Here is a 25,971-nt window from a genome sequence, read left to right as displayed (position 1 = left end):
TATTCTATAGTCTTGTAGAAAAATACATATTAGAAAATATACAAATGAATTATTTTTCTTTTAGTTGTGACGATCTCCGTAAGGTCATTGCCCAAAATAAAAGAGCACAAGCACTAACGGATGCACCTAATATACAAACTCCGTTCCATCCGTAGCTTGCATAAATGTTTGTGGAAAGAATTGCACCTGTTGCACTGCCGATAGAATAAAAAATCATGTAACTGGCAGTGAGGCGACTTCTCGCTTCTGGACGCACTGTGAAAAGTATACTTTGATTGGTGACATGTACAGCTTGCACAGCTAAATCTAAAAGGATAACACCGATAACTAGTAGGAATAGAGAATGGTTCATTAATTTAATGAGGAGCCATGAAAGTAATAATAAGGATAAGGCTATGCCAGTAGTTCTCTCTCCGAATCCGCGATCAGCCAGTTGTCCCGCTTTAGTAGCAGCTAATGCGCCGGCAACTCCGGCAAGACCAAATGCTCCAATAGCTGTATGTGATAGATTATATGGTGCAACACTTAGAGGTAAAACTAATGAAGTCCATAAAATACTGAATGAAGTAAAAATAAGCAATGCTAATATTCCGCGAATACGTAAGATCCTTTCTTCTACAAATAATAAGAGAACAGAACGTAATAATTTACGATAGGTCATAGCTGTTTTTTTATGTTCAAGACTAGGTAAATTACGATATAACAAACCAATTAAGAAGAGCATAAGTACAGCAGAGGTGAGATAAACGGAACGCCATCCCGCTAGATCTGTTAATGTTCCGGCAAATGTACGTGCAAGTAGAATTCCTATTACGACACCACTCGTGACGAAACCTACTATTCGCCCACGGTCTTTTGGGTTAGCTAAAATGGATGCATATGCGACGAGTGTCTGCGTAACGGTCGCAAGAATTCCGACTAAGGCCATACCTATAAAAAGTACGGTACTTGAAGGAGCGACTCCGACCACAATTAAAGCGAAAACGGATAAAAGCATTTGAACAATGATAAGTCTTTTTTGGTTTAACAAATCACCAAGTGGAACTAATAAAAGTAATCCGAGTGCATAACAAACTTGAGTAATCGTAATAACGACACCAATAGTTGAATGGTTGATCTTAAACGCATTTGATAAAGAATCAAGTAGAGGATGGGCGAAGTATATATTCGCCACAGCCATCCCGCAAGCTATTGAAAATAATAGAGTTATATAGCGGGGCATGATTGTATTGATAGGTGATTGGAACTGATCATTATTCTGTGTAAGAGCAGTTGTCATTTTTTCTTTAGCATCCATAATATCATCTCCTTTTGTTTTTAAAATAATGTACCGAACGGTATGTTATTTCGTAAGTCAAATATAATCAGGGATAAGTTACTATGTCAAGTGAATTGTAAATTAAATTCAGTTTCTTTTGACATATCATTTATAATTTAATACGATATATAATATACTGATTAGTACATAAAAACGTGATTTATAATTTAGAAAACAGGTGAAAAAAGAGGAGGGATTAAATGGCTCGACTACGTGAATTTGATAAAGAAAAAGCTTTGGATGCTGCTATGCAACTTTTTTGGGAGAAAGGATACGCTGCTACTTCATTAAGTGATCTAACTGCTAAAATGGAAATACAAAGACCGAGTTTATATGCGGCATTTGGTGATAAAGAAGGGCTATTTGAAGCTGCATTACGGAGATACACGAATTTACACGCAGCTAGCATTCGAACAAAACTTCAAAAAGAACAATCTGTAAAAGAGGCCATTCGTATATTTTTTGAAAATATGGTGGAAGAGGAATATAAAAAAGAATCAAATAAAGGCTGTTTTTGTATTAATACAATGGTGGAACTTGCTCCTCATAATGAAAAATTTGAAGTGCTGACTAGAGAACATCAAATGTATCTTTCAGTTATATTTCAAGAATTAATTACTAAAGGAATTCAGTCTGGAGAACTGCAAAGTGATGTGAATGCTAAATCATTGGCACAAACGCTAGTCACTTCATTAATTGGATTAACGGTGTTAATGAAATCTCGCCCAGAACGTTCAGTTGTAGATAATTCGGTATGTATCATATTATCGTTACTAAAATAAATGTAACAGAATTGTATTTCAATCAACTATGTCGATTATAGACACTTTTATTTATAAGCTTTTAACTTTAAGCACTGAATTGTCTACGAAGGCAACAAGTGCTTTTTATTTTCGTGTAAATATGAGCAGGTGAATCATAATGGTTGTCTGCAATATATGAAGATTGTTGGAGACATTTGTAATTAGGAATCGGATAGGAGAGGAATGAAAACACTATATAAGCCCCTTCAAAGCCCCTTATAAGCACCTACCAAGTAATAAATCACTAAGAAAAAACAAAAACAAAAACAAAAACAACTACAAGAACAAAACAAGCGCGAAAAAATAAAACCGGCGTTGTAGTAGTTAAAAAAATTTGGAATTCAAATGCAAAAATAAAGCCCTCATTCCTATATGTATATTGAAGGCTTGAAATTTGCCTTTTTATGAATAAAAGGAGGTGGGAAACATATGGCGGTGTACCGTAATGTGCAGGTGAACTTTTGGCAAGATGAATTCATATTAGATTTAACGCCAGAAGAGCGTTATTTTTACATATATTTGTTAACTGGTACGAAAACGAAGCAATGTGGTATTTACATATTACCGAAGCGTTTGGCAGAGCTTGAAACTGGTTACAGTATGGAGACTGTTGAGAAGTTATTGAACCGGTTTGTGGAATACGGGAAGATTTTATATGATGCGGAAACGAAAGAGTTATTCATTATAAATTGGTTACACTATAATCCTATTTTTAATACGAACATAGAGAAATGTGTATTACGTGAGCTGAAAATGGTGAAAAGTAAAGAGTTCCTACATAAGTTTTTGCGTAAATGTCTTGAAGAAGAATGCAAGATTCCATTATTACTTCAGTATTTTGGTATGCCAGAGGAAGAGATTGATAGTAATTCACAACAAGTAATTATTCAAGAGAAGGAAGAGGTAGAAAGAGTAGAGGATGCCACTCCGCATAGTGAAGTTTATAAATTTTACGAACAAAACATTAGTAGTCTATCTCCATATATCGCGAAGGAATTAAAGGAATGGATGCAAAGAGTTTCAGGAGATAAAGTACTAGAGGCACTTAAAATTGCGTTTGAACATAATAAGCGAACGCTCGCTTATGTGAAGGGGATTTTGAGGAATTGGTGTAAGAAAGGACGAGTAAGCTTCAATAAAGGAAAGGAAATAGTGCGTAAGAGAGAAGTATTCAGTTTGTATGATCCATAGCATGAGCAAGTAATGATTTCTTCTTTTCTAAAAGGTTCTTTCACAATAGAAGCGAATAGATTGAGAGAGGAGGGATTGTATGGAAGTCGTCATAAAAAAGAAACGAAATAGGGGAAAAAGAATTTTTATTTGGTCTAGTAGTATCGTTCTTTTTTTGTTTATTTGCGCTATGATTTTTTTGAACATATATACGCTTAGTTCTGTGCCAAAGATAGATGGAACGATAAAACTTGAGGATTTACAACATGCTGTTGCGGTGAAACGAGATAGTAAAGGTGTACCACATATTAAAGCGGAAAATGCGCATGATTTATATTTCTCGCAAGGGTATGTACAAGCGCAAGATCGTTTGTTTCAAATGGATTTAAGTAGAAGGCAAGCTTCTGGTATGTTAAGTGAAGTTGTAGGGGAAGCAGCTGTTGATCGAGATAAGTTGTTTCGAACGCTCGGTTTACGGCGAGCAGCCGAAGCGTCTGTTAGTCAATATGATGGGGAAGCGAAATATGCCCTGCAGTCATTTGCTGATGGGGTGAATACTTTTATACGTGAGGCAAAAGAGGAAAAAAAATTGCCGGTTGAGTTTACTATATTAGGCTATGAGCCTGCTGAATGGTCAATCGTGGATTCTTTAACGATTGGAAAGTATATGGCGTTTGATTTAGGAGGACATTGGCACGGACAAGCATTTCGATATTGGGCGCTGAAAAATTTACCGAAAGAGCAAGCAAATGAGCTATTTCCTACATATCCGAAAGATGCGCCTAGATTGCTAGCTGAATTGAAAAATACAAATGTGGATGTAGCACAAAGTTTTTCAAAGACAGTTATTCCACCAGAGTTTAACGGTAGTAATAACTGGGTTGTGAGTGGTGAAAAGAGTGTATCTGGTAAGCCGATTTTAGCGGATGATCCTCATTTATCTCTTGCGACACCTTCTATTTGGTATCAATCGCAACTTGAAATGAAAGATTTACATGTGAGTGGCGTTATTTTCGCAGGAGTACCAGGCGTTATATTAGGACACAATGACAAAATAGCATGGGGCGTTACGAATACAGGTCCTGATGTGCAAGATTTATATATTGAGAAGCGAAATCCTAATAATGAAAATGAATTTTTGTATAACGATAAATGGGAAAAGGCTACGGTTGTTGATGAATCTATTAAAGTAAAAGGCGGGAAAACAATTCCGTATAACGTTACGGTTACGAGGCATGGTCCAGTCATTTCAGAGTTTGCGGATAAGGGGAAAGAGAAAACGAAAACAGTATTCGCTTTGAAATGGACTGCTTTGGAGCCTTCCGCTGAATTAAAGGCTGTATTAAATATGAATAAGGCGAAAGATTGGAATGAGTTTGAAACGGCTCTTCAAGATTTTCATACACCAACTCAAAACTTTGTGTTTGCATCAAACGATGGCACAATTGCTTATAAAGCGAATGGAAATATACCAGTGCGTAAAAAAGGTGATGGTAGTTTGCCTGTGCCAGGATGGACAGATGAATATGAATGGGAAGGGTATATTCCGTTTGATCAACTTCCAAAAGTAATAAATCCAAAACAAGGGTTTATTTCAACTGCAAATAATAAAATCGTTGATGATAATTACCCGTACCATATTAGTAATACGTGGGCGCAGCCATATAGGCAAATGCGTATTCAAGAGTTTTTACAAGAGAAGGAAAAGTATACGGTGAAAGATTTAGAAGATTTACAGATGGATCAAAAAAATTTATATGGGAAAGAGTTTACTCCTATATTGTTAAAAGAGTTAAATAAAGCATCTTTAAATGAAGTAGAGAAAGAAGGCGTAAAACAATTAACAAAGTGGAATTTTTACGATAGTAAAGATGAAGCGGCACCATTAATATTCCATTTGTTAATGAAAGAGATTTCGAATACGCTATTTTCAAAAGAAATACCGAAAGATGTGATGGAGTTATTTGAAGGGAAGTCACAAGTAGTTGATGAATTGATTCGAAAAGAAGTAGAAGGAGAAAATAGCGCTTGGTTTACGAAGTACGGAGGCTTCACGAAAGTTGTGCATACATCGTACGAGAAAGTAATGAAGAAATTACAGAAGGAATATGGACCAGATGTTGCGGAGTGGAAGTGGGGCGATTACCATCAACTTGCTTTTACACATCCAATTTCGAGATCATCTAGTATATTAGCATTACTCGCATTTAATCGTGAGAAACCAGTTCCAATAGGCGGAAGTCAAGTTACCGTTCAAGCAGCGAGTTACCGAGATAACGGTATTGTAAATCATGGGGCATCTTGGAGATTTGTTATTGATACGAAAGATATGTCAAACGGTTATCATATCGTAGGGCCAGGACAATCAGGAAACTTTAGAAGCGATTGGTATCATGATCAAATAGATGATTGGGTGAACGGTGATTATCATACGACTACACTTAATACAGATGGGATAGAAGGGAAAGTGTTAAATTTAGTCCCTAAATAATGTGTAGATATTTTGAGATGGAATGGTTTGTAAAGGAGCGGGAGAACCGCTCTTTTTTTGAATTATTTTTCTTGTGGAATATATGTGAAACATTGTATAGAATAAGCAAGAATGCCAAAAAATATAGGGGGAAACTTGTGAAGAAAAGTAAGAGTTTAGTAAGTATTTTAGGAGTGTGTATCATGTTGTTTTCTTTTTGTTTCCAGGGAAATATACAGGCGGATGTAAATACTGTTCAATCTGGAAAAATAAAATCAGGAAACGTAACGGTATGGGAAGTAGGCAATGTAGCGAAAGTGTTAGCAGATGTAGAGCGCTTGAATTTAAATACGGTGAATGTACCGATTCAAGTGGATATTCCGAATGTGAATTCGACTAATATGGTAATTAATCAGGCGCAAAAGCAACAAGCTATTATTTTAATTCAAGAATTATTAAAGCGTAATATTCAAGTTATAGTGGAACCGTTCCCGTTTATTCAGCAAGGAAATATTGGAGAGACGGAATGGAACCCGAGTAATATTAACGATTTCTTCTGGAATTGGAAAACGGTTGTTTTACAAGATATTTTTAATTCCATTACAAGTAAGTACAATATTTATGGGCTGAAAATCGCTTCTAATTTCGTGAATATGGAATATGCAGAAGGATATTGGAATGATACGATTAATTTTGTTCGCCAGCAGTATAAAGGAAATGTTTTGTATCAAATGAATTGGTGGTTAACTGCAAGTTGGGATCCTTCTTTTGAGGCGAAATTTAAAGAGAAAATAAATCGCCCGTATTTAAAAAAGGTGGACATTGTAAGTATTGATAGTTGGTTTGAAGTTTCAGGAAAAAGAAATCCATCATACGAAGAAGTAAAACAAAGCTTATTTGCGACGACAGTATACAATCGTGGCCAAAATGTCGTTCAGCAACTTGAGACATTACATAAAACAACTGGAAAGCCAGTTTATTTTGGTGGATTTAATGTGCCAGCACGTGAGCTTGGACTACAAAGCCCGTGGAACCCAGATGTTACGAATGTGTTTTCAAAAGATGTACAACTTAACGGGTGGCGTGCTTACCGAGATGTATTAGAAGCGAAGCCATATTTTAAAGGTTTTTCAATTTGGTTTATCGGATCTAATGATAGTAATCATTCATATCAAATACATAGTAAAGAAGCAGAGACAGTTATTAATGGCTGGTATCGAAAATAAATTTTATAAAATAGGTAAGTTTTAGAATCCATTACATATATTTTAGTGAAAGGCCTTTCACCATCTTATCACCTAGGGGGCAATCATAATGAAATTTTTGTCATACCTTACAGTAATTTTGGTGATTCTTGGCGGTTTGAATTGGTTGTTTGTGGCGTTAGATTATAATGTAGTTGAGAAATGGTTTGGTTCTATGCCGGCGCTTGTGGATACTATTTATTGGCTCTTTGGTCTTTCAGCTATTTATCAAATTTTCGATCGGTTCTTTACGAGTAAGTAGCTATTATACTTAATTACTAGAGTGTTAAGTACGATTATGTACTTAACACTTTTTTGTATGTTTATAAAAAGCAGGGTGCACATGCAAGCGATTCCATTGCGTCTTGCACCGTAATAATGGAAAACAAATTGACCGTGTATTGTATATAGGTTATAATTCAGAAAGTTTAAAAAATAATAAAAATGAGAAATAGGGAGGTTATCTGGGTGATGGAGAGAGTGTATAATTTTTCAGCAGGACCATCTATACTCCCTTTGCCAGTTTTAGAGAAAGTGCAAAAGGAGCTTGTAAATTATAACGGGACAGGCATGTCTGTTATGGAAATGAGCCATAGATCTTCTTATTTCCAAAATATTATTGATGAAGCAAGTAGCTTACTTCGTGAATTAATGAACATTCCTGATGAGTATGAAGTTTTATTTTTACAGGGCGGTGCGTCATTACAATTTTCTATGATACCGTTAAATTTAATGGATACGTATAAAAAAGCCGGGTACGTACTGACAGGTTCATGGTCTAAAAAGGCGCTGCAAGAAGCCGGAAAAGTAGGAGAAGTACAAGTGATTGCTTCTTCTGAAAAAGAGAAGTTTACTACGATTCCTAAAATGGATGATTTACCAAATGATGAAGAACTAGATTATGTACATATTACAACGAACAATACAATTGAGGGGACAAAATATGTGGATATTCCACATTTAGAAAGAGTGCCGCTCGTTGCGGATATGTCCTCAAATATTTTATCAGAACAATATGATGTTACGAAGTTTGGTCTCATATATGCGGGTGCGCAAAAGAATTTAGGGCCAGCGGGTTTAACGATTGTAATTATAAAAAGAGATTTAATTGGCAGTGCAAATAGTGCTTGTCCTACGATGTTAAACTATGAAACTTACAGTAAAAATAACTCCCTATATAATACACCGCCATCCTTTAGTATTTATGTAGCAAAACTTGTACTAGAGTGGTTGAAAGAACAAGGCGGGGTATCTGCGATTGAAGAACAAAATAGAATGAAATCTTCACTTCTTTACAATTTTTTAGATGAATCTAAATTGTTTACTTCACCAGTTGATCCCACGTATCGGTCACTTATGAATATTCCGTTTACAACACCGTCAGAAGAGCTTAACAATCAGTTTTTACAAAAATCGAAAGAGCGCGGTTTCGTTACGCTAAAGGGACATCGTTCAGTCGGCGGTATGCGCGCTAGTGTTTACAATGCGATGCCAACCCAAGGTGTACAAGAATTAGTAGACTATATGAAGGAATTTGAGCTTGAAAATAGATAGGGAGATGGGGATATGTTTCGTGTTCAGACGTTAAATCAAATTGCCGAAAAGGGTTTGCAAATTTTTGATGGGAATCGCTATGAAATTGGAGACAAAGTAGGTCATCCAGATGGTATTTTACTTCGCAGCTATTCTTTACATCAAGAAGGGTTTTCAGAAGATTTAAAGGCAATTGCAAGAGCTGGTGCCGGTGTAAATAATATTCCTGTTGAGCGTTGTACGGAAAAGGGTATTGTAGTATTTAATACGCCAGGGGCTAATGCGAATGCAGTGAAGGAACTTATTATCGCAAGCCTTATTATGTCTTCCCGTAATATTATAAACGGAGTGAGCTGGACGAAAGAGTTGGATGGAGAAGAAGTACCACAGCTTGTTGAAGCTGGGAAGAAGCAATTCGTTGGATCAGAGATTGCAGGGAAACGTTTAGGTGTTATCGGTCTTGGTGCAATTGGTGCTTTAGTTGCGAACGATGCGTTATCTTTAGGGATGGACGTTGTTGGATATGATCCGTATATATCAGTTGAAACAGCATGGCGTCTTTCTACGCAAGTACAAAGAGCGTTTAGCCTAGATGAAATCTTTGCAACGTGTGATTATATTACACTTCATATTCCTCTTACGAACCAAACGAAGGGGATTATTGGTGAACACGCTATAGAGACGATGAAAAAAGGAATGCGTCTATTCAATTTCTCTAGAGGAGAACTTGTAGATGAAAGAGCTCTTCAAAAAGCGTTAGAAGAAGATATTATTACACATTACGTAACTGATTTCCCGAATGAAAATGTGATAAAGATGAAAAATGTAACAGCAACTCCTCATCTCGGTGCATCTACGTCTGAATCTGAAGAAAATTGTGCAGTAATGGCTGCACGTCAATTACGTGAATATTTAGAGACAGGTAATATTCGTAATTCAGTAAACTATCCAAACGTAGAGCTTCCGTACATTGGAAAAAAACGAATTACAATTATGCATCAAAATGTACCAAACATGGTAGGACAAATTACAGGATGCTTAGCAGAACATCATATTAATATTGCGGATATGATTAATCGTAGTAAACATTCTTGGGCGTACACAATGATTGATATTGATAACGGAATTGATGATATAATGAAAGAGAATATTGTGGAAAATATAAGCAAAATCACAGGTGTTGTAGCCGTTCGAATGATTGTGTAAAGGAGAGAGAAACTTGGCAAAAATCCGACCGTTTCGTGCCATTCGTCCAGTAGAGGGAAAAGCAGCACAAGTAGCAGCTTTACCGTATGACGTATTAAATAGTGAAGAGGCAAGAGAAGTTGTAAAAGGGAATCCATATTCTTTCTTACACGTTGATAAAGCAGAAATTGATTTAGACCCGGCACTTTCACCGTACGATGATCGCGTATATGAAAAAGCGGGTGAAAATTTAAAGCAATTTATACAAGAAGAAGTGTTCGTTCAAGATGAAGAGCCAGCGCTTTACATTTATCAGCTGACGATGCAAGGTAGAACGCAGTCTGGGCTTGTCGTTTGTACATCGATTGACGAGTATGAGGATGATATAATTAAAAAACATGAAAGAACGCGTCATGAAAAAGAACTTGATCGCATTCGCCACGTTGATGTGTGCGATGCAAATACGGGTCCTATCTTTTTAACGTATCGTACAAAAGAAGAAGTGAAACGTTTAATTGCAAGCTGGAAAGAAGAACATACGCCAATCTATACATTTACAGCAGAAGATGGTGTGGAGCATGTTGCGTGGAAGATTGCAGATGAAGAAGTAATTGCAAATTTAGTAAACGCATTTGAAGATATTCCTAGTCTTTACATTGCAGATGGACATCACCGCTCTGCATCAGCTGCAAAAGTAGGACTAATGCGAAGAGAGCAATATCCGAATTACACAGGAGAAGAGGAATTCAATTTCTTCCTATCTGTTTTATTCCCTCATGATGAATTATCAATTTGGGACTATAACCGGGTTGTGAAAGATTTAAATGGTTTATCAGTCGAGCAGTTTTTAAAGCAAATTACGCAGTACTTTTATGTAGAAGAAGCAAATGGTTCTCCGTATAAACCAAATGAACCAAAATCATTTGGCATGTATGTAAACGAGAAGTGGTATAAGCTCACTGTGAAAGAGGAAACGTTTGATGCGAATGATCTCGTTAAAGGTTTAGATGTATCTATTCTGCAAGATCATTTATTAAGCCAAGTACTTGAAATACATGATCCACGATCTGATTCATGCATTGATTTTGTCGGAGGAATCCGCGGATTAGAAGAACTAGAACGCCTTGTAAATAGCGGTGAATATAAAGCAGCGTTTTCATTATATCCGACATCAATGGAAGCTTTATTATCAATCGCAGACGCTGGAGAAATTATGCCACCAAAATCAACGTGGTTTGAACCAAAACTGCGCAGTGGGTTGTTTGTTCATTCGTTAAAATAAATATAGACTTCTTTAGATTGAAAAACCGAAATGATTATAGTTTCGGTTTTTCTTATGTTAAAAGTGTTTTTGAGGAGGGGTATCGATGAAATTGCAAGTAGGCGAAAAAATCACCTTTGAACGAACGTTTACAAAAGAAGATGTTGTTTTATTTACAGAAGTATCTAAAGATGAAGGTGTTCATCATGTTACACCAGATGAGCAGGGGAGATTTGTTGTACAAGGGCTGTTAACATCAACGCTGCCTACAAAAATTGGCGGTGACTATAACGTACTAGCTCGCAAAATGGATTTTGAATTTGTACGTCCTGTCTTTAGCGGTGATACCATTCGTTGTGATGTAACTATTGAACAATTTGAACCCGATGAAAAACATCGCACAAAAATTATTGCGATGTTTATATGTAGAAATCAACTTGAAAAAGAAGTTATGAAGGGGAGTTTTTCGGGGATTATTCTTTAGTTAGTAGGAAAAGTAATGAATAGGTGGGGGGCACATGCCTCTCGGGCTTAGATTTTTAATTCCACCATAACGAAAATTTTATGCATTGCTGAATACTGATAATAAGACGTTATGTAACATACTCTGTTCTTTTCTTAACTAATAAAAGAATAGTTGAATAAGCTCGTCAACAAAAAGGACATTCCCAGTATTACAAGAAATGTCCTTTCCACTAATTTATAGGATACTTTGCTAAAATTCAAACTCTAAAATCAGTTTACTAGTTTGACCTGTAAACTGATAATTATAGGACCCTCTCAGATTTTCTAAGTTACCGGTAGCTTTAATAATTGTTCCTGGGGAATCTAAATTTCCTTTATCAAATATTCCTTGCTCTATAGCTGTAAATGTCCCTTGTTGCCCCTTATAAATTCCTTCAAAGTGTAAAAATCTAGAAATTTTAGCAGTAGCCAAGTGACCATCATTTATATTTGAGTCTAAATAATATAATAAGTATTCAACAAAAGCTTTTCCTTTTAATTCACCATCAATATCATATTCAACATGGGCAATATTAATAGGGAAATCTTTTCTAGTATCATCGATTAGTTTTTCATCCCATTTACTTACTGTTAATGTTACTTCCATAAACGTAATCCCCCTTTATCATTAGATAAGTAATCTCCATATCATTTAAAAAGTATCAATTCACAGTCATATCTCATAAGAGTGATTTTATTTATTGGGGTCCTTTCATGTCGCTATCAAGCTAACCAAAATAAAATACTCTCTAAAATGAAAAAACACGCTATTTTTTCTGTAGGATCAGGAAAATGGCTATACTTATTTAAAGTTTTCCTTTATTCCACGCCACTCTCTAAAATAGAGAAAGACCCATTTTCACAATCAATTTCTGCCATCGCACCGTAAGGTAAAATAAACTTAGGCTCGGTATGGCCAAAATTTAAATTATAAAGAATCGGTAAATCTTCTAAATTATGTTCTTTCATTACTTGCAGTATTTCGTGTTTATATTCTTCATAATACATTTCGTCTTTTGGTTTACCAAAAATGATGCCCCTTGCTTTTTGCAGAATGCCTTGTGCTGCATAATTTCGTAACCAATACTTTATATAGCTTGGTTCTGGATGGTCTTCAGAAGTTTCAAAGAAAAGGATACGATTCTCCCAATATTTTTTCTCAGGCCAAAGCTCCGTTCCTTTTGCAAATTCCAATACTTCTATACAACCACCAATTAAGCGTCCTTGTACGGTAGTAGAGCCTTGAAGTAGTTCATAGCCATTGTTTTGTTGCATCGTACGCCTTGTATCTTTATTTACCTCTATCCATTCTAAACGCTCACTCGTCCATTCATGAGCTGGTTGAATCTCGCCAATCGTTTCATTGGAAAAGAGAGTTCGATTTACCATTTCAACTGTATATCGATCCATCTCTACATTTTCGGCAAAGTCGGTCAAAATTGCTGGACCGTATAAAGAGGAAAGCCCTGCTTTATGGCAAAATAAATGTGAAATAGTAACGTCAGAGTATCCCATAAAAATTTTCGGGTTTTCACGTATCACATTAAAATCTATATAGGGAAGTAAGCGAATGCTATCTTCACCGCCAATATTTGCAATAATTGCTTTCACGCGCGTATCTTTAAAAGCTGTCATTAAATCTTCCGCACGAGCCTGTGGGTTGTTATAAATGAATTCGCTACCTTTTAAACTATTTGGCATTGGGATAACCGTAAGACCGAAAACTTCTTCTAATCTCTTTACTCCTTGCTCATATCGCCATCTTATGTCAGAATCACCTGCGCCTCCCCATGAAGGACTTACTGTTGCCACAATATCTCCTGCCTGTAATCTCTTTGGTTTTATTAACATTTTAACTCCGCTCCTACATAATGTAATGGACTACGATTATACAAACTGTAGCATTGAAAAAATATGATGCATCACATTAATTTCTTCGTTATCAATCCGTTTACCTGCTGGTATTCAAGAATTTAGCACTCGTGTTGAATATAGGAATAATCGATTTATATTTGAAAATTACAGTATGCAACATTGCATGAGAAAGATGGTTGCTATTTTTTATAACCTGTAACTATAATGGTTACAGGTCGGTCGTATCCAATCAAAAAATATAATCATCATGAATGGAGAGGTTACATATGGGTATGAAAAAATTAATTTTAGCAGGTGCTTTAGGGATCGCAGTATTATCAGGAACGAATTTACCAGGATTAGAACTATCAAAAGCGAGTGCCGCTTCTATTGAATCAAATTTCTCGACGTTAGAAGGGCGAGTAGTAGAAGTGGATAACGGTGTAATTGTTGTAAAATCTAAGCAATATGAGGAACCTGTTAGTGTGTATATTGATTCATTTTCAAATGTGAAAGTAGGGGATGAAGTAACAGCTACTGGATCTATGATGCGTAATTTTACGGAATATATGATTGCAAATACAGTTGAAAATACGTCAAATAAATTAGGTATGCACATGAAAGAAGACGGTTCTCCTGATTATGTAATTGGGGAAGTATCAAAAATAGGAACGATGGAAGATGAGGGAGATAGTTCTACTAAATATGTCGTAGTTGAGTATCCATCGCTAAACGGGAAAAAAGATATTATTGATGTTTTCTTAACGAAGGGACAAGTATTTAATACAGGTGAGAAAGTAAAAATTGATATGAAGTATGTAGGCTGGGGCGGAATTTCTATTAACTACAACACAACGGATCATATCGAAAAAGTTCATGAAGTAAAGAGCAATACTCAAAATAATGATGATGTATGGATCTGGTCTTAATTAGGCGAGTATAAGTCGTTATTTGCAATTTACTCAAAACAATAAATGTAAAAACTAAATGTATCACGCAGTACCCATCAAATTATCATGTGTATGAAAATTTGATGGGTATTTTTTATTTTGTAAATTTTTGAGAATAAGGGATTTTCGATTAGAATATGATGTTTAAATCGGAGCGAGTTTAAAAAATACAATAATGAAAGAGGTGTTTAAGGGTGGAGCGAGATGAGGTTTATTTACGAGCTAAAAAAAGGATGGAGAATTTAAAAGCGTTTTACATTCATTTAACGGTCTATATACTAGTTAATTTGATGCTTTTTTTTATAAATGTAAGCTCTGATTCAAGTAAATTATGGTTTTTATATCCACTTGGAGGTTGGGGAATCGGTATCGTTATACACGGTTTGACAACTTTTCCATTTGGGATATTCGGAAAAGAGTGGGAAGAACGAAAGATTAAAGAATATATGGAGAAAGATAAGTAAATCTTTTTCTGCAATGTATGAATATAAAATACAATAGCAAGTATCTTTTAGAACATAGCATGTTTATAAAAACTAAACTTAAATTTGCTGGAGAAGAATCCATTTTGATGAAACTTTCTTTCGAAGCTACATTAATAAGTGTGGGGAGACGGAAGGTAGAATCCACTTAGGAGGATATCAGTTGGAATTAGTGATGATAGTAATAGAAATCTACAAATTGAAATAGTAATCAATGCCGAGGTATAAGCGGGGATAAAATGACATATAAATCTCTGTGATCACATGCTTGATGCGAAGTTTATTCTATAGCTTCGCCTATTTGCTTTGTATTCGAAGTTTGTGCGAGGGAGTATTCATATTCATTTTTAAGCGTCAATTGCATGTGAAATCAAAACTTTATTTGTAGTACATAGTCAACTACCCCCACTGAGATGAAGCGTTTCAGTGGGGGCTTGAGTTAGAACACTAGGTCTTTTCATCTATCGCTAGATAGTTTGACGCTCTAGCACTCATGCCACCTTATGGTAACACCCCAAGTATGTTTTTGGTTGGTACTGGCAACCATTTATTTGTCGTTCTCGTTTATGCCAAAGTGCGGCCATTTTGTTCGTTACAACACGTTTTGAAAGTCCGTTTTCCACATTTTTTTGCTTCAGATTACCTATCATTTTGTTGAAGTACTGGTTAATGGATTTTAGTTTTTTTCCATCAATTAAAAATGCATCACCTGTATTTGTTACGCAACTTAATAATCTGTCTACCCCTAAATCGCAACTCAAAGCGTTACTAGTAGTCGTGGATTGTTTCTTCATTTGAGAAAGGTGCATTTCATATGTGTAATGCACCTCAAAGAACCGACCTTTTTGCTTCGGTACAATTTCAATGTAGGAGATTTGTTTATTTATTAAATTTTTAGGCATACGTATTTTTATGGAACCGAATTTTTTTCTGAATGCAACGTTCATCGGAATGATCCAATACCCGTTATCATCCACTTTTGGAACTTGATAGATTTCAATAATTCGTTTGTCAGTTGAACGAGAATAATTCGGAAACTTTGGACGACCTGTGAAGGTGTCAGGTTTTTTCTTCCACTGTTCCAATGCTTTAAAAAAGCTCTTCACTTCTGTAAATAAGGCTCTACGAATCGCTTGAACAGAGTTGGATTGAATGCCCCAGTAGTTCCTATCGGTTTGCATGGCAGTGTCCACTTCTTTTACAGTAGCCATTTTATTATGGTTCAAATAACTTTGTTTAATCGTGTACAATCCAACATTTCGCAACGCTTTTGAACTATGTGACATGCGTTGCAGTAAGCGGAATTCTTTAGCCGTAAGGCAAGCTCGTCCGATATTCTGTTTCTGCGTGAATCGTTGCATGTTTTCTCTTTTCTTTTGTTTACGTAATACTTTCACTGCTTTCTTTTTAACCATCGTTTTCACCACCTTTCTTAGAGAGTTCATTAAAATTATTTTTGACAAATCAATATTTGGAACGAAACGGAACAAAATATGAACATGTTCTTCATCGTAATTCCATTCTTCTACAGTAATTCCTTTTGGCTCAAGTGACCGAATGATTATTATCCAATTTCGTTGTCTTACGATATATTCCCTCCTTATCTAAGGGCAGATTATATCGTAAAACAAAAAACAAATGTTCGTAACCAAAAATTGTTATGAACGAAACAAAAGAGTTCAGTCTACCTTCTGACGGCAATTCATCCCCACCTGAATTGTTGGGTTTCACCCCTAACACAATTCAGATGGAGTCTTCTTGCCGAAAAGGATAAATAAAGTTGTTACCCTTTTTAAATTACATGTGGATATAGGATGAAGTTGATTTATTACCCTATATTAAAATAAAAATAAACCACTGTTCGATTTGAATATTCCACGATATAATGGTGAGAGTTTATGGCAGAATAAATATTTACATAAGAAGTGAGGTACTGTATGAAAAAAAGAACGACAGACATTATTTTTATTATTATTGGTGCATTTCTTTTTGCGTTAGGTGTCAATTTGTTTGTTATCCCGAACGAGTTTGGTGAGGGTGGGGTAACGGGTATCACGATTATTACGTACTATTTATTTGAGTGGTCACCGGGCTTAGTTAACTTAATTTTAAATGCGATTTTGTTAATAGCCGGTTATAAATTTTTAAATAAGATTACAACAATTTATACAATCATTGCTGTAGTTACAAACTCACTATTTCTTCATTTGACAGAAGGCTGGACGATCGCTTCGGATGAAATGCTCGTAAATGCCATTTTCGGAGGAATATTTATTGGATGCGGGATTGGTCTTATTATTCGCGTTGGCGGAACAACAGCAGGTACTACCATCTTAGCAAGGATGACGCATAAATATTTAGGCTGGAGCATTAGCTATGGTCTACTGTTCTTCGATTTAATCGTTGCGTTTTCATCTTATTTCATCATTGGTGCAGAAAAACTGATGATAACAATTATTATGCTATATGTAGCAACGAAAGTGATGGAATTTGTAATTGAAGGTTTAAATCCGAAGAAGGCTATTACGATTATTTCTGATAACCCGAATGAAATTGCTGGGAAGGTGACTACCTTAATGGGCAGAGGGGTTACGGTGTACTCAGGTCATGGTTATTACACGAAAACGCCGAAGGAAATTCTTTATGTTGTTATTAATAAGCAAGAAGTAGTGAAGCTAAAGAGGATTGTTCAAACTACAGATCCGGCTGCGTTCATCGCTATACACGATGTTCGTGATGTGTTCGGAGAAGGATTTGTTGATATTTCTAAGGCTTAAAAATTGTTTTTCATTAAAATAATCTAAATACTAAAACGTAAGAATCTATTTTGAATAGTCTTTTTTCAAAATAGATTCTTTTTCTTTTTCTTGCAAAAAATCCAATTGTTTCTTAATGTAAGGATGTAGAAGGATGAACAAGAGAGGGTTTAATGAAGATGATACATATTTTATTAGCTGATGATGATAAGCATATTAGAGAGTTATTACATTACCATTTACAAAAAGAGGGGTTTAAAGTTTTTGAGGCTGAAGATGGAAAAGTAGCTCAAGGCATATTAGAGAAAGAAAATATTCACCTTGCGATAGTGGATATTATGATGCCGTTTGTTGATGGCTATACGTTATGTGAAGAAATTCGGAAGTATCATGATATACCTGTTATTTTATTAACTGCAAAAGATCAGTTAGTGGATAAAGAAAAAGGATTTATTTCTGGTACGGACGATTATATTGTAAAACCGTTTGAGCCAGCTGAAGTGATATTCCGTATGAAAGCTTTATTGCGCCGTTATCAAATGCTTAGCGCTGACATAATTACGCTACACGGAACAACAATTGATCGTAAAGGCGTTGAAGTAAAGTGTAACGGTCAGACGATTTTGCTTCCATTAAAGGAATTTGAATTATTATCACAACTTGCTAGTTATCCTGGAAGAACATTTTCAAGAGAAGAATTAATTGAGTTAGTGTGGGGAATGGACTTTGAAGGGGATGAACGAACAGTTGACGTTCATGTGAAGCGACTTAGAGATCGTTTCTCAAAACGAACAGATGATTTTCAAATTACAACAGTGCGCGGACTCGGTTATAAGTTGGAGTTGAAGTAAGATGAAATCATTGTATTCTAGATTTGTTTTTATGACGATTGGTATTATGCTACTGAGTAGTATTATCGGTTTTTTATTAACGAATGTGTACTACCAGGTGAAGTTAAAACCGTACAATAGTGAAAAGATTTTGATGTATGCTGAGGAAGTAAAATCATTATATGAAAAGCAAAGTGAAGAGAATAAAGAGGCATACTTACAGTCTATTGCAAAATTAGGATATGAAATTTATATTGTAGATGACCAAAAGAATGGAAAGCGTATCGGGAATGCGTTTCGTAAGATAACAATTAGTGATGCTACAGTTCATAAAGTACTGCAAGGTGAAACGTATAATGGTGTTTCCACATATCCAACCCGCCTGTTTATTACAGGATTTTTCGATAATGAATTAATTAATAGTGTAGGTGTCCCGTTAAAACATGGTGATACACAATACGCTTTATTTATTCGTCCTGACATTCAGCAACAATTTGGTGAGATGAGGATTTTTCTAGCGGTGTTACTTGGTTTCATCGTTGTATTAAGTATTATTTTTATAGCGATTGCAGCAGGTTATATCGTTCGTCCTATTCGAACATTTACGAAAGCGACTCAAAAAATTGCAAGTGGTGAATATGATATCGAATTAGATGAAAATCGAAAAGATGAAATCGGTACACTAGCGACTAATTTTCAAAAGATGACAAAGAGCATTAAAGAATTAGACCAAATGAGACAAGAGTTCGTTTCTAACGTTTCTCATGAATTTCAATCGCCACTTTCTTCGATACAAGGGTTTTCGAAAACATTACAATCGGAGAATATGAGCGAAGAGGAAAGAAAACGTTACTTGAAAATTATTGAGGGCGAAAGTAAGCGAATGTCTAGTTTATGTAAACAGTTACTAACGCTCGCTTCATTAGATAAAGAAGAGAAAGTGTTGCAAATAAAAGAATTTAATCTGCAGAAGCAAATTAAAGACGTCATTTTTATGCTCGAATGGAAATGGCGTGAAAAAGATATCGCCGTTGAATTTGATGTGCCGGACATTACAATACAAGGTGATGAAAACTTACTTCATCAAGTATGGAGCAATATTTTTACGAATAGTATTAAGTTTTCAAACGATGCTGGAACGATTGAATTTGTTGTAGAAGAATTAGAGTCGAGCATTATGATCTCTATATCAGACAATGGAATTGGTATGGAAAAAGAAGAAATGGATCGTATATTTGATCGTTTCTACAAAGTAGATACGGCAAGGGCAAGAAACGTAGAAGGTAGCGGTTTAGGATTATCGATTGTGCAAAAGATTGTGGAACTGCATAAAGGAAACGTTTCAGTGTATAGTACGAAAGGGGAAGGGACTACTGTTCAGGTGGAGCTTCCGAAATAGATGGAAGAGGTTGTTTTTGAAACTGCCTCTTCTTTTTTGTCATTTTGTTTCGGGAGATCGCTGATATATTTTCGCTCATGTGTAAAGTGACAAAAAGTTGTTTGAAAAAATGCGAGTCATTCTATTCCACAATTGGGCCATATTCTTGAATAACAATTTGTGATTAATTTGGATATCCATGTGAATAAATAGGGGTTGTGAAGGAATGTACTTATGGTAACAAGTCAGATTAGTTTAGGAAGGAATATTATAAATAAAATGGAATAATAAATAAATTGAACAACAGAATTTATAGATAAATTATTTATCTAGGCATCAATTGTTTCAATACGAAAAAACTATTAGAAATGAGGGACTTTAAGATGACACACCCCGCATTAATAATGTACAAATACCACGTATGGGCAAATGGAGTGATAATTGATCGTTTAAAAGAACTACCACAGGACATTTATCATAAGGAAATTCAGAGTGGTTTTTCTTCGGTATCAAAGGTGTTGTCGCACATTTATCTTACAGATTACGCATGGTTTGACATTATCTTAGGTAAAAGTATGAATGAAGCAATGGTGTCTACAAACCAATTGAGAGAACAGGTGGAAACGAAAAATATTGAGGAAATGAAAAAAATATTTCAAGACTTATCCGAACGAAACAAAGCCCTTTTAAACAGTCAAGAAGATATTGATAAGGTGATAGTGGTGAATAACCCATATGCTGGGGTGCTTGAAACTTCTATTTCTGAATCAGTACTTCACGTTGTCACCCATGGTTCTTATCACCGTGGCAATATAGCTACCATGTTGCGGCAAATGGGGCAAACCTCCGTTATGCAAGATTTTGGACTTTACCTATATTCAAAATAAAACAGAGTTACTCAAGTGTCAATCTTCTTTAAATGGTTTTGTTTTCAAACTAGTACGTTAGTCAAAAAGAAAAGGAAACAGTCAAAATCATCATCTTGATTTTCCACAATTGGGCGCTATTGTTGAATAAAACTTAGATTTTCAAACAACTTTATTGTTATATTTTTTAGTGAAGTGAAGTATCTTACATACAAAATGAAATAACTATATTTTTAACCCCGTCCTATATTTAGAACGGGGTTATACTTGTTTGAACTTATAAAATCAAATAACTTTATTATCTTTAAACATTAAGGATTAGATAATGTTTTCTTTCTGCTATAAAGCCGCACCTTTCCCGCGCTCTACTTTAAACCGAGCTCCAAAAGTATCCGCTGTAATTTCATCAGCTTTCGATAATGACCGTAATTTCGGGTGAAGTATTCATTCGAGAGAACTGAATAAAACCTCGATGTTTCGTAAATGAAAAAATTATTTAAAAAATGTGAGTCCTACTATGCCATAATGGGACCAATTTGTGGCATAAGATTAGCAGGGAGTTTATTTGAAAATGTAGAATCTCTACAGAGTTATAAGGATTGTATTAAAACTTGAACCGTGTAGGGAGGAATTTACTTTGAAACGAATTGACTTGTTATTAAACGTACTAGATTCAACATTCGATAAAGAGAGTTGGTATGCACCGTTTAAACATGCTATAGAAGGACTTACAGCCGAACAGGCTATCTGGAAACCATATGGAGAGGCAACTAAAACCATTTGGGAGAACGTTAATCATCTCATTTATTACAAAGAGAGACTTGCTGCAAACTTGGAAGACCGTGAATGGATACATAATCTCGACGGTGATGAAACCTTTTATCTTACCGAGCAATCAAATGGTGATAAGGAATGGAAGGAGGTCGTTGAACGTTCTGAAAATGCTCAACGTAATTTAAGACAGGTATTGAGTGCAATTTCCGAAAAAGAACTTGAGCAAAGTTCACTTGAGGGTAAATTACTAGACATTATGCTTCATGATGCTTATCATACAGGTCAAATTATTCAATTAAGGAAAATGCAGGGGGCATGGCCATCAAATCGATAATTGAACGTTTTAGTTGGTGCTATTGTTATATTTTTAGTGAGGTATTTTACATTCAAAATTAAATAACTATAATTATAACCCCGTCCCAAATTTAGAACGGGGTTAAATTTGTTCCTGCTATAAAGTCGCACCTTTCCCGCGCTCTACTTTAAACCGAACTTCAAAAGTATCCGCTGTAATTTCATCAGCTTTCGGCAAAGCCCGTAATTTCGGATGAAGTAGCCATACGAGAGAAATAAATAAAATACCGATGCTAGCGAGCGCGAAAATGAGTTGGCTACTAAATACATTTGCGGTGTATCCACCAATTAAAGAACCGAACGGCATAGCAATTGTGCCCATACTTCGCATGACTGAATTGATGCGTCCAATATATTGATTTGGAATTACAATTTGACTAATTGTCGCAAATAATATGTTGGTGGCACCAATTGGAATCCAAGCTAGGCCGAATAAGAAAATAGATAGCCATTGAAACGGTACAATCGTAGAAAGAAACCAAAAGAAAGCGCCAGCCGCAAAGCTAATAATGGAGACACGGCCAACATTACGTTTACCAACCCATGAACTGAATAATGCTCCAATTAAACTACCGGCTGATATAGCGGCTAAAAAGAAGCCATATAATTTCACCCCTCCTAAAGAATCAGCGAAAGAAGGGAGTATTGCCATCGTCATACCGATAGAAAAATTAGCGACAACTGAACCGATTAAGAATACGCCCATTAATGAACGAAAGACGATGGAAAAACCTTCTTTTAAATCAGAGAAATATTGTTTAGTTGAAAGTGATGTATTGGTTTCTGCTTGCTGTGGCATTTTCAATGAAAAGAACAAAAGGGCAGTAATCGCGAATGTAAAGGAGTCGATTACATATAAAGTGATTGCGCCAAGTAGTGCTACTAATATGCCAGAAAGAGTCGTACAAATTAAATCGATGCCTTGATACGCAACTGAGAAGAGTGAGTTTCCTTTTAATAATTGTGTTTTATTCAGTAGAAGTGGTAAAGCTTTCGATTGTGCGGGATAGGCGAATTGTTCGATAAAGGCTACGATGGGCATGATGATGAGTAGTAGTTGGACTGTTAGTAGGTCGAAGTAGTGTGTAATGGGAATGATTAAAATAAGAATGCATTGCAAAATTTGTGTAATGACGAGGGTGTTTTTGATTGACCATCTATCCACGAATGGACCAGTAAGAAATTGTAATGCAGAAGGTAATAATGTAAGGAAACCAGCCAATCCAGAATAAAAAGGATTACCACTAAGTTCATATACGAGCCACATCGCTGCTACATAATACAAACTATCTCCTATGTTTGTAAAAATTCTCCCTAAAAATAATAAGAGGAAATTCCGGTTTTTTAATATGTCCATTTAATCTACTCCTTTATAATAAATTTATTCGGTAAAATAAATTTGCCCGTTTATCCCGCATTAACGGGCAGTAAGACCCCCATCTCAAAATTCAGCGGAAGCAAAGAAGTTAGGTGGGGGATCAACTGCCCGTAAAAGCCCGATTGGTTCAACTAATAATCAGTGGGGGATGAACAAAACCCCCCCACTGATTAAAGTTTCACTTTATGTAAAAAAAATCGAATTACGATTTTTTTTCTTTTTTAACAAAGCGCTGCATTGCTCGCTCGTCTTTAACAAAGCGCTGCATTGCTCGCTCGTCTTTAACAAAGCGCTGCATTGCTCGCTCGTCGATTTGTAGTGCAGTAGTAGAAATGTAATAAGATTTACTATTTGGATCTTTATCCGCATCTTTTGCGATATCATTTAATTCAGCCATTAATTCATGAAACTTTTTCACCCACACTTGAAATTGTTCTGGCGTAGCATCAAACTCCCAGCAAGATGAAACGTAATTCCACTCAGCTGGGTTTTCGCTTACTTTTCGTAATGTAAAAGCTTCTTCTGGTGCAGCGAGAATATGGCTTTTCGTTCTTTCCGTCATTTGTAAAAATATTTGGCGACCTGATTCGCTTAATATTTCTAAATGAGGTAATAGATCTGCGGCAGGGGTGAAGCCTTTAGCGACAGATTGATAAAACTTTTGAATGATGCCATTCTTTTCTTCTGTATAAACAATTTCTATAAAACCATTCTTTTCTAATTCTTTTAAATGATAATGAATTTTAGCCCTTGGAATGCCGAATTTCTCAGATAGTAGTTGTCCTGTATAAGGACGTTCGCATAGACGCATCATCATTTCGACACGTAGTGGATCGCTTATTGCTTTTAATTGGCTATAAGTAGTGAGTGTTAACATGGGCTTCAAGATAATCAACTCCTTAAATGAAATTACTCGGTCAAGAATATTTGACTGAATTGTATCAAGGATTTTAATTATTTTCAATACTTTCTGAAAATTTAATTTTTCTTCTGTAATCTTCTGTTCATATTCCGTTCATATTTCTTTTTTATGATAAGTGCATAGAAAGAAAGAGGAAGGAGCGAGCGAAATGTTTTTAGCTCTGCGTGAATTAAAACAATCAAAATTAAGATACGGATTAATCGGACTTATTATGGTGTTATTATCATTTTTAGTCCTTGTCATTTCAGGATTAGCAAATGGATTATCATATGATAATGCTTCATCGATTCAAAATATGGAGGCAAATAAGTTCGTTTTAGCCGATGATGCGGAAAATAAATTACTTCGTTCACAAATTAAGAAAGAAGATGCAGATAACGTAGTAAATCAAGCAGGCGAGAAAGAGGCCGTTCCGTTTCGTGTGAAAATTTCAACTTATGAAAAGAAAGATAGTTCGAAAAAAGTTGATATCGCTATTTTCTCAAGTGAACGTGATTCATTTTTAGAACCGAAAATTGTAGAAGGTGAGAAATTAGGTACAGCAAACAATGAAATGGTTGCTGACGAATCAATTAAAGAAAAAGGAGTCGATATTGGGGATACAATTATCGATCCTGTTTCAAAGAAAGAATTTAAAATCGTTGGATTTACGAAAGACCAAATGTTTAGCCATACACCAGTCGTTTATGTAAATGAAGACGTATGGGGCGCTATTTCACAACCAAACCAAAAAGATTATAGTGCAATTGCACTTAATACAGATAAAGAAATTAAAAATGCACATGTTATCGACAAAAAAGAAGTATTACAAAGTATTCCAGGATTTAAAGAAGAGCAAGGAACATTAACGATGATCATTGCGTTCTTACTTGTTATCGCTGCGTTACTAATCGGTGTATTCTTCTACGTAATTACATTACAAAAAACACAGCAATTAGGTGTATTAAAAGCAATCGGTACGAAAAATTCTTATTTAGCAAATAGCTTAGTCGTGCAGGCGTTATTCTTATCAGTCGTGGCGATGATAATCAGTATTGTTCTTGTACAAGGATTAGAACAGATTTTACCAGCGGGTATGCCGTTCTTATTAACTACACCGATGATTGCACAATATGCCGCAATCTTTATCGTAATTAGTATTTTAGGAACACTTATTTCGTTATATCAAGTATTAAAAGTTGATGCATTAGAAGCAATTGGAGGCGGGATGTAATGACTTCATTATTAAAATTAGACAAAGTAAGTAAAGTGTACGGAGAAGGGAATACAGAAGTAACAGCCCTTCATCCGATGTCGCTTGATGTGAAAGCCGGAGAATTTATTGGAATCGTTGGTCCTTCTGGATCAGGGAAAAGTACGTTATTATCAATCGCGGGTGCTTTACTATCACCGTCAAAAGGGGATATTTACATTCGTGAACAAAATATTACGAAGTTATCAGAAAAGGAAATGACAGACATTCGTTTGAAAAAAATCGGTTTCATTTTCCAATTCGCAAATCTTGTTCCATACTTAAATGTAAAAGAACAATTGCTTTACATTGCAAAGCTAAAAAAAGAAAACAAACAAGAATCTGAAAAGCGTGCGGATCACTTATTAGCAGCATTTGGATTAGGAGAAAGAAAAAATCATTATCCAAATCAACTATCTGGTGGGGAAAAACAAAGGGTGGCAATCACGCGTGCTTTCATGAACAACCCAGATTTAATATTAGCTGATGAACCAACTGCAAGCTTGGACTCAAAGCGTGCTCGTGAAGTCGTTGAAATGATGAAACGTGAAGTGAAAGAAAGTCAAAAAGCAGCAATTATGATTACACATGATGAAAGAATGCTTGATGTATGTGATCGTATATTGACGCTTAGAGATGGGAAGTTAATATAAAGAAAAAAGACAACCGTACATATATGTGCGGTTGTCCTTTTTATAGAATATATTA

At 35.5% G+C, this 25,971-nt stretch carries 22 protein-coding genes and 3 pseudogenes; 18 read left to right on the top strand and 7 right to left on the bottom strand.

Annotation, left to right across the window (positions count from 1 at the left end):
- Window positions 1-49 precede the first annotated feature (49 nt).
- Window positions 50-1,297 carry an MFS transporter gene (locus SB773_RS16840; RefSeq protein WP_410591002.1) on the bottom strand — a complete coding sequence of 416 codons (1,248 nt, stop codon included), beginning with the start codon at window positions 1,295-1,297 and terminating at the stop codon, window positions 50-52.
- Window positions 1,298-1,518: 221 nt separating this feature from the next.
- Here SB773_RS16840 and SB773_RS16835 point away from each other — a divergent pair, with 221 nt between their 5' ends.
- The 9 genes from SB773_RS16835 to SB773_RS16795 all read left to right on the top strand — a co-directional run bounded on the left by SB773_RS16835 (window position 1,519) and on the right by SB773_RS16795 (window position 11,468).
- The gene (locus tag SB773_RS16835; protein WP_044443435.1) at window positions 1,519-2,100 is read left to right on the top strand and encodes a TetR/AcrR family transcriptional regulator; all 582 of its coding nucleotides are present in this window, start codon (window positions 1,519-1,521) and stop codon (window positions 2,098-2,100) included.
- 450 nt (window positions 2,101-2,550) lie between these two features.
- Entirely contained in the window at window positions 2,551-3,312 is a 762-nt protein-coding gene (locus tag SB773_RS16830) for a DnaD domain-containing protein (RefSeq protein WP_410590999.1), read from the top strand.
- 79 nt (window positions 3,313-3,391) lie between these two features.
- Complete coding sequence (locus SB773_RS16825; protein WP_410590997.1) at window positions 3,392-5,782, top strand: penicillin acylase family protein; 2,391 nt, start codon at window positions 3,392-3,394, stop codon at window positions 5,780-5,782.
- Between the two features lie 137 nt (window positions 5,783-5,919).
- Window positions 5,920-6,987: a glycoside hydrolase family 113 gene (locus tag SB773_RS16820; protein ID WP_410590995.1), complete on the top strand. Its 1,068-nt coding sequence runs from the start codon at window positions 5,920-5,922 to the stop codon at window positions 6,985-6,987.
- 88 nt (window positions 6,988-7,075) lie between these two features.
- Complete coding sequence (locus SB773_RS16815) at window positions 7,076-7,267, top strand: DUF378 domain-containing protein (RefSeq protein WP_002084566.1); 192 nt, start codon at window positions 7,076-7,078, stop codon at window positions 7,265-7,267.
- A gap of 209 nt (window positions 7,268-7,476) precedes the next feature.
- Window positions 7,477-8,559, top strand: coding sequence for a 3-phosphoserine/phosphohydroxythreonine transaminase (gene serC, locus SB773_RS16810; RefSeq protein ID WP_410590992.1), 1,083 nt, complete (start codon window positions 7,477-7,479; stop codon window positions 8,557-8,559).
- A 12-nt stretch (window positions 8,560-8,571) separates the two neighbouring features.
- Window positions 8,572-9,744, top strand: coding sequence for a 3-phosphoglycerate dehydrogenase family protein (locus SB773_RS16805; RefSeq protein WP_410590990.1), 1,173 nt, complete (start codon window positions 8,572-8,574; stop codon window positions 9,742-9,744).
- A gap of 13 nt (window positions 9,745-9,757) precedes the next feature.
- The gene (locus tag SB773_RS16800; RefSeq protein WP_410590988.1) at window positions 9,758-11,005 is read left to right on the top strand and encodes a DUF1015 domain-containing protein; all 1,248 of its coding nucleotides are present in this window, start codon (window positions 9,758-9,760) and stop codon (window positions 11,003-11,005) included.
- Window positions 11,006-11,090: 85 nt separating this feature from the next.
- The gene (locus tag SB773_RS16795) at window positions 11,091-11,468 is read left to right on the top strand and encodes a hotdog family protein (protein ID WP_131245484.1); all 378 of its coding nucleotides are present in this window, start codon (window positions 11,091-11,093) and stop codon (window positions 11,466-11,468) included.
- Window positions 11,469-11,699: 231 nt separating this feature from the next.
- On the opposite strand, the gene SB773_RS16790 is transcribed toward SB773_RS16795, so the two are convergent.
- The gene (locus SB773_RS16790) at window positions 11,700-12,095 is read right to left on the bottom strand and encodes a DUF3224 domain-containing protein (RefSeq protein WP_410590986.1); all 396 of its coding nucleotides are present in this window, start codon (window positions 12,093-12,095) and stop codon (window positions 11,700-11,702) included.
- 212 nt (window positions 12,096-12,307) lie between these two features.
- Window positions 12,308-13,339, bottom strand: coding sequence for a S66 family peptidase (locus SB773_RS16785; RefSeq protein ID WP_410590984.1), 1,032 nt, complete (start codon window positions 13,337-13,339; stop codon window positions 12,308-12,310).
- A gap of 290 nt (window positions 13,340-13,629) precedes the next feature.
- Here SB773_RS16785 and SB773_RS16780 point away from each other — a divergent pair, with 290 nt between their 5' ends.
- Window positions 13,630-14,271 (top strand): hypothetical protein, encoded by a 642-nt coding sequence (locus tag SB773_RS16780; RefSeq protein WP_410590982.1) that lies wholly within the window; start codon window positions 13,630-13,632, stop codon window positions 14,269-14,271.
- A gap of 215 nt (window positions 14,272-14,486) precedes the next feature.
- Window positions 14,487-14,756, top strand: coding sequence for a 2TM domain-containing protein (locus SB773_RS16775; RefSeq protein WP_002084575.1), 270 nt, complete (start codon window positions 14,487-14,489; stop codon window positions 14,754-14,756).
- Between the two features lie 560 nt (window positions 14,757-15,316).
- On the opposite strand, the pseudogene SB773_RS16770 reads toward SB773_RS16775, so the two are convergent.
- Window positions 15,317-16,309: pseudogene (locus SB773_RS16770) on the bottom strand (RNA-guided endonuclease TnpB family protein); the annotation flags it as partial.
- A 402-nt stretch (window positions 16,310-16,711) separates the two neighbouring features.
- Here SB773_RS16770 and SB773_RS16765 point away from each other — a divergent pair.
- The 4 genes from SB773_RS16765 (at window position 16,712) to SB773_RS16750 (ending at window position 20,625) form a co-directional block, all read left to right on the top strand.
- A complete protein-coding gene (locus SB773_RS16765; protein ID WP_000747488.1) occupies window positions 16,712-17,551 on the top strand; it encodes a YitT family protein in 840 nt (279 codons plus the stop codon).
- A gap of 152 nt (window positions 17,552-17,703) precedes the next feature.
- The gene (locus tag SB773_RS16760; protein ID WP_201025605.1) at window positions 17,704-18,381 is read left to right on the top strand and encodes a response regulator transcription factor; all 678 of its coding nucleotides are present in this window, start codon (window positions 17,704-17,706) and stop codon (window positions 18,379-18,381) included.
- Between the two features lies 1 nt (window position 18,382).
- A complete protein-coding gene (locus SB773_RS16755) occupies window positions 18,383-19,759 on the top strand; it encodes a sensor histidine kinase (protein ID WP_410590979.1) in 1,377 nt (458 codons plus the stop codon).
- A 362-nt stretch (window positions 19,760-20,121) separates the two neighbouring features.
- Complete coding sequence (locus SB773_RS16750) at window positions 20,122-20,625, top strand: DinB family protein (protein WP_000149531.1); 504 nt, start codon at window positions 20,122-20,124, stop codon at window positions 20,623-20,625.
- A 318-nt stretch (window positions 20,626-20,943) separates the two neighbouring features.
- Here the strand turns inward: SB773_RS16750 and SB773_RS16745 are convergent.
- Window positions 20,944-21,078, bottom strand: a pseudogene (locus SB773_RS16745) (MFS transporter); the annotation flags it as partial.
- A gap of 163 nt (window positions 21,079-21,241) precedes the next feature.
- Between SB773_RS16745 and SB773_RS16740 the strand changes: the two are divergent.
- Complete coding sequence (locus SB773_RS16740; protein WP_410590977.1) at window positions 21,242-21,712, top strand: DinB family protein; 471 nt, start codon at window positions 21,242-21,244, stop codon at window positions 21,710-21,712.
- A 117-nt stretch (window positions 21,713-21,829) separates the two neighbouring features.
- Here SB773_RS16740 and SB773_RS16735 read toward each other — a convergent pair whose 3' ends face one another.
- A complete protein-coding gene (locus tag SB773_RS16735; protein WP_410590975.1) occupies window positions 21,830-23,089 on the bottom strand; it encodes an MFS transporter in 1,260 nt (419 codons plus the stop codon).
- A 295-nt stretch (window positions 23,090-23,384) separates the two neighbouring features.
- A pseudogene (locus SB773_RS16730) lies at window positions 23,385-23,996 on the bottom strand (ArsR/SmtB family transcription factor); the annotation flags it as partial.
- A gap of 184 nt (window positions 23,997-24,180) precedes the next feature.
- Between SB773_RS16730 and SB773_RS16725 the strand changes: the two are divergent.
- Together SB773_RS16725 and SB773_RS16720 are read left to right on the top strand one after the other, a co-directional pair.
- Window positions 24,181-25,245, top strand: coding sequence for an ABC transporter permease (locus SB773_RS16725; protein ID WP_410590973.1), 1,065 nt, complete (start codon window positions 24,181-24,183; stop codon window positions 25,243-25,245).
- A complete protein-coding gene (locus SB773_RS16720) occupies window positions 25,245-25,916 on the top strand; it encodes an ABC transporter ATP-binding protein (RefSeq protein WP_410590971.1) in 672 nt (223 codons plus the stop codon). The genes SB773_RS16725 and SB773_RS16720 overlap by 1 nt, the downstream gene beginning before the upstream one ends.
- Window positions 25,917-25,971 lie beyond the last annotated feature (55 nt).

The sequence above is a fragment of the Bacillus sp. SIMBA_074 genome (assembly GCF_046534555.1).
GTDB classification, from domain to species: domain Bacteria; phylum Bacillota; class Bacilli; order Bacillales; family Bacillaceae_G; genus Bacillus_A; species Bacillus_A mycoides.
This window is presented reverse-complemented; position numbering and strand designations above follow the sequence as displayed.

Bases quoted from the DNA above. Each gene is read 5' to 3' on its own strand.
- SB773_RS16840 (WP_410591002.1), bottom strand. From the start codon at position 1,297: ATGGATGCTAAAGAAAAAATGACAACTGCTCTTACACAGAATAATGAT.
- SB773_RS16835 (WP_044443435.1), top strand. From the start codon at position 1,519: ATGGCTCGACTACGTGAATTTGATAAAGAAAAAGCTTTGGATGCTGCT.
- SB773_RS16830 (WP_410590999.1), top strand. From the start codon at position 2,551: ATGGCGGTGTACCGTAATGTGCAGGTGAACTTTTGGCAAGATGAATTC.
- SB773_RS16825 (WP_410590997.1), top strand. From the start codon at position 3,392: ATGGAAGTCGTCATAAAAAAGAAACGAAATAGGGGAAAAAGAATTTTT.
- SB773_RS16815 (WP_002084566.1), top strand. From the start codon at position 7,076: ATGAAATTTTTGTCATACCTTACAGTAATTTTGGTGATTCTTGGCGGT.
- serC (WP_410590992.1), top strand. From the start codon at position 7,477: ATGGAGAGAGTGTATAATTTTTCAGCAGGACCATCTATACTCCCTTTG.
- SB773_RS16805 (WP_410590990.1), top strand. From the start codon at position 8,572: ATGTTTCGTGTTCAGACGTTAAATCAAATTGCCGAAAAGGGTTTGCAA.
- SB773_RS16795 (WP_131245484.1), top strand. From the start codon at position 11,091: ATGAAATTGCAAGTAGGCGAAAAAATCACCTTTGAACGAACGTTTACA.
- SB773_RS16790 (WP_410590986.1), bottom strand. From the start codon at position 12,095: ATGGAAGTAACATTAACAGTAAGTAAATGGGATGAAAAACTAATCGAT.
- SB773_RS16785 (WP_410590984.1), bottom strand. From the start codon at position 13,339: ATGTTAATAAAACCAAAGAGATTACAGGCAGGAGATATTGTGGCAACA.
- SB773_RS16780 (WP_410590982.1), top strand. From the start codon at position 13,630: ATGGGTATGAAAAAATTAATTTTAGCAGGTGCTTTAGGGATCGCAGTA.
- SB773_RS16765 (WP_000747488.1), top strand. From the start codon at position 16,712: ATGAAAAAAAGAACGACAGACATTATTTTTATTATTATTGGTGCATTT.
- SB773_RS16760 (WP_201025605.1), top strand. From the start codon at position 17,704: ATGAAGATGATACATATTTTATTAGCTGATGATGATAAGCATATTAGA.
- SB773_RS16755 (WP_410590979.1), top strand. From the start codon at position 18,383: ATGAAATCATTGTATTCTAGATTTGTTTTTATGACGATTGGTATTATG.
- SB773_RS16750 (WP_000149531.1), top strand. From the start codon at position 20,122: ATGACACACCCCGCATTAATAATGTACAAATACCACGTATGGGCAAAT.
- SB773_RS16735 (WP_410590975.1), bottom strand. From the start codon at position 23,089: ATGGACATATTAAAAAACCGGAATTTCCTCTTATTATTTTTAGGGAGA.
- SB773_RS16725 (WP_410590973.1), top strand. From the start codon at position 24,181: ATGTTTTTAGCTCTGCGTGAATTAAAACAATCAAAATTAAGATACGGA.
- SB773_RS16720 (WP_410590971.1), top strand. From the start codon at position 25,245: ATGACTTCATTATTAAAATTAGACAAAGTAAGTAAAGTGTACGGAGAA.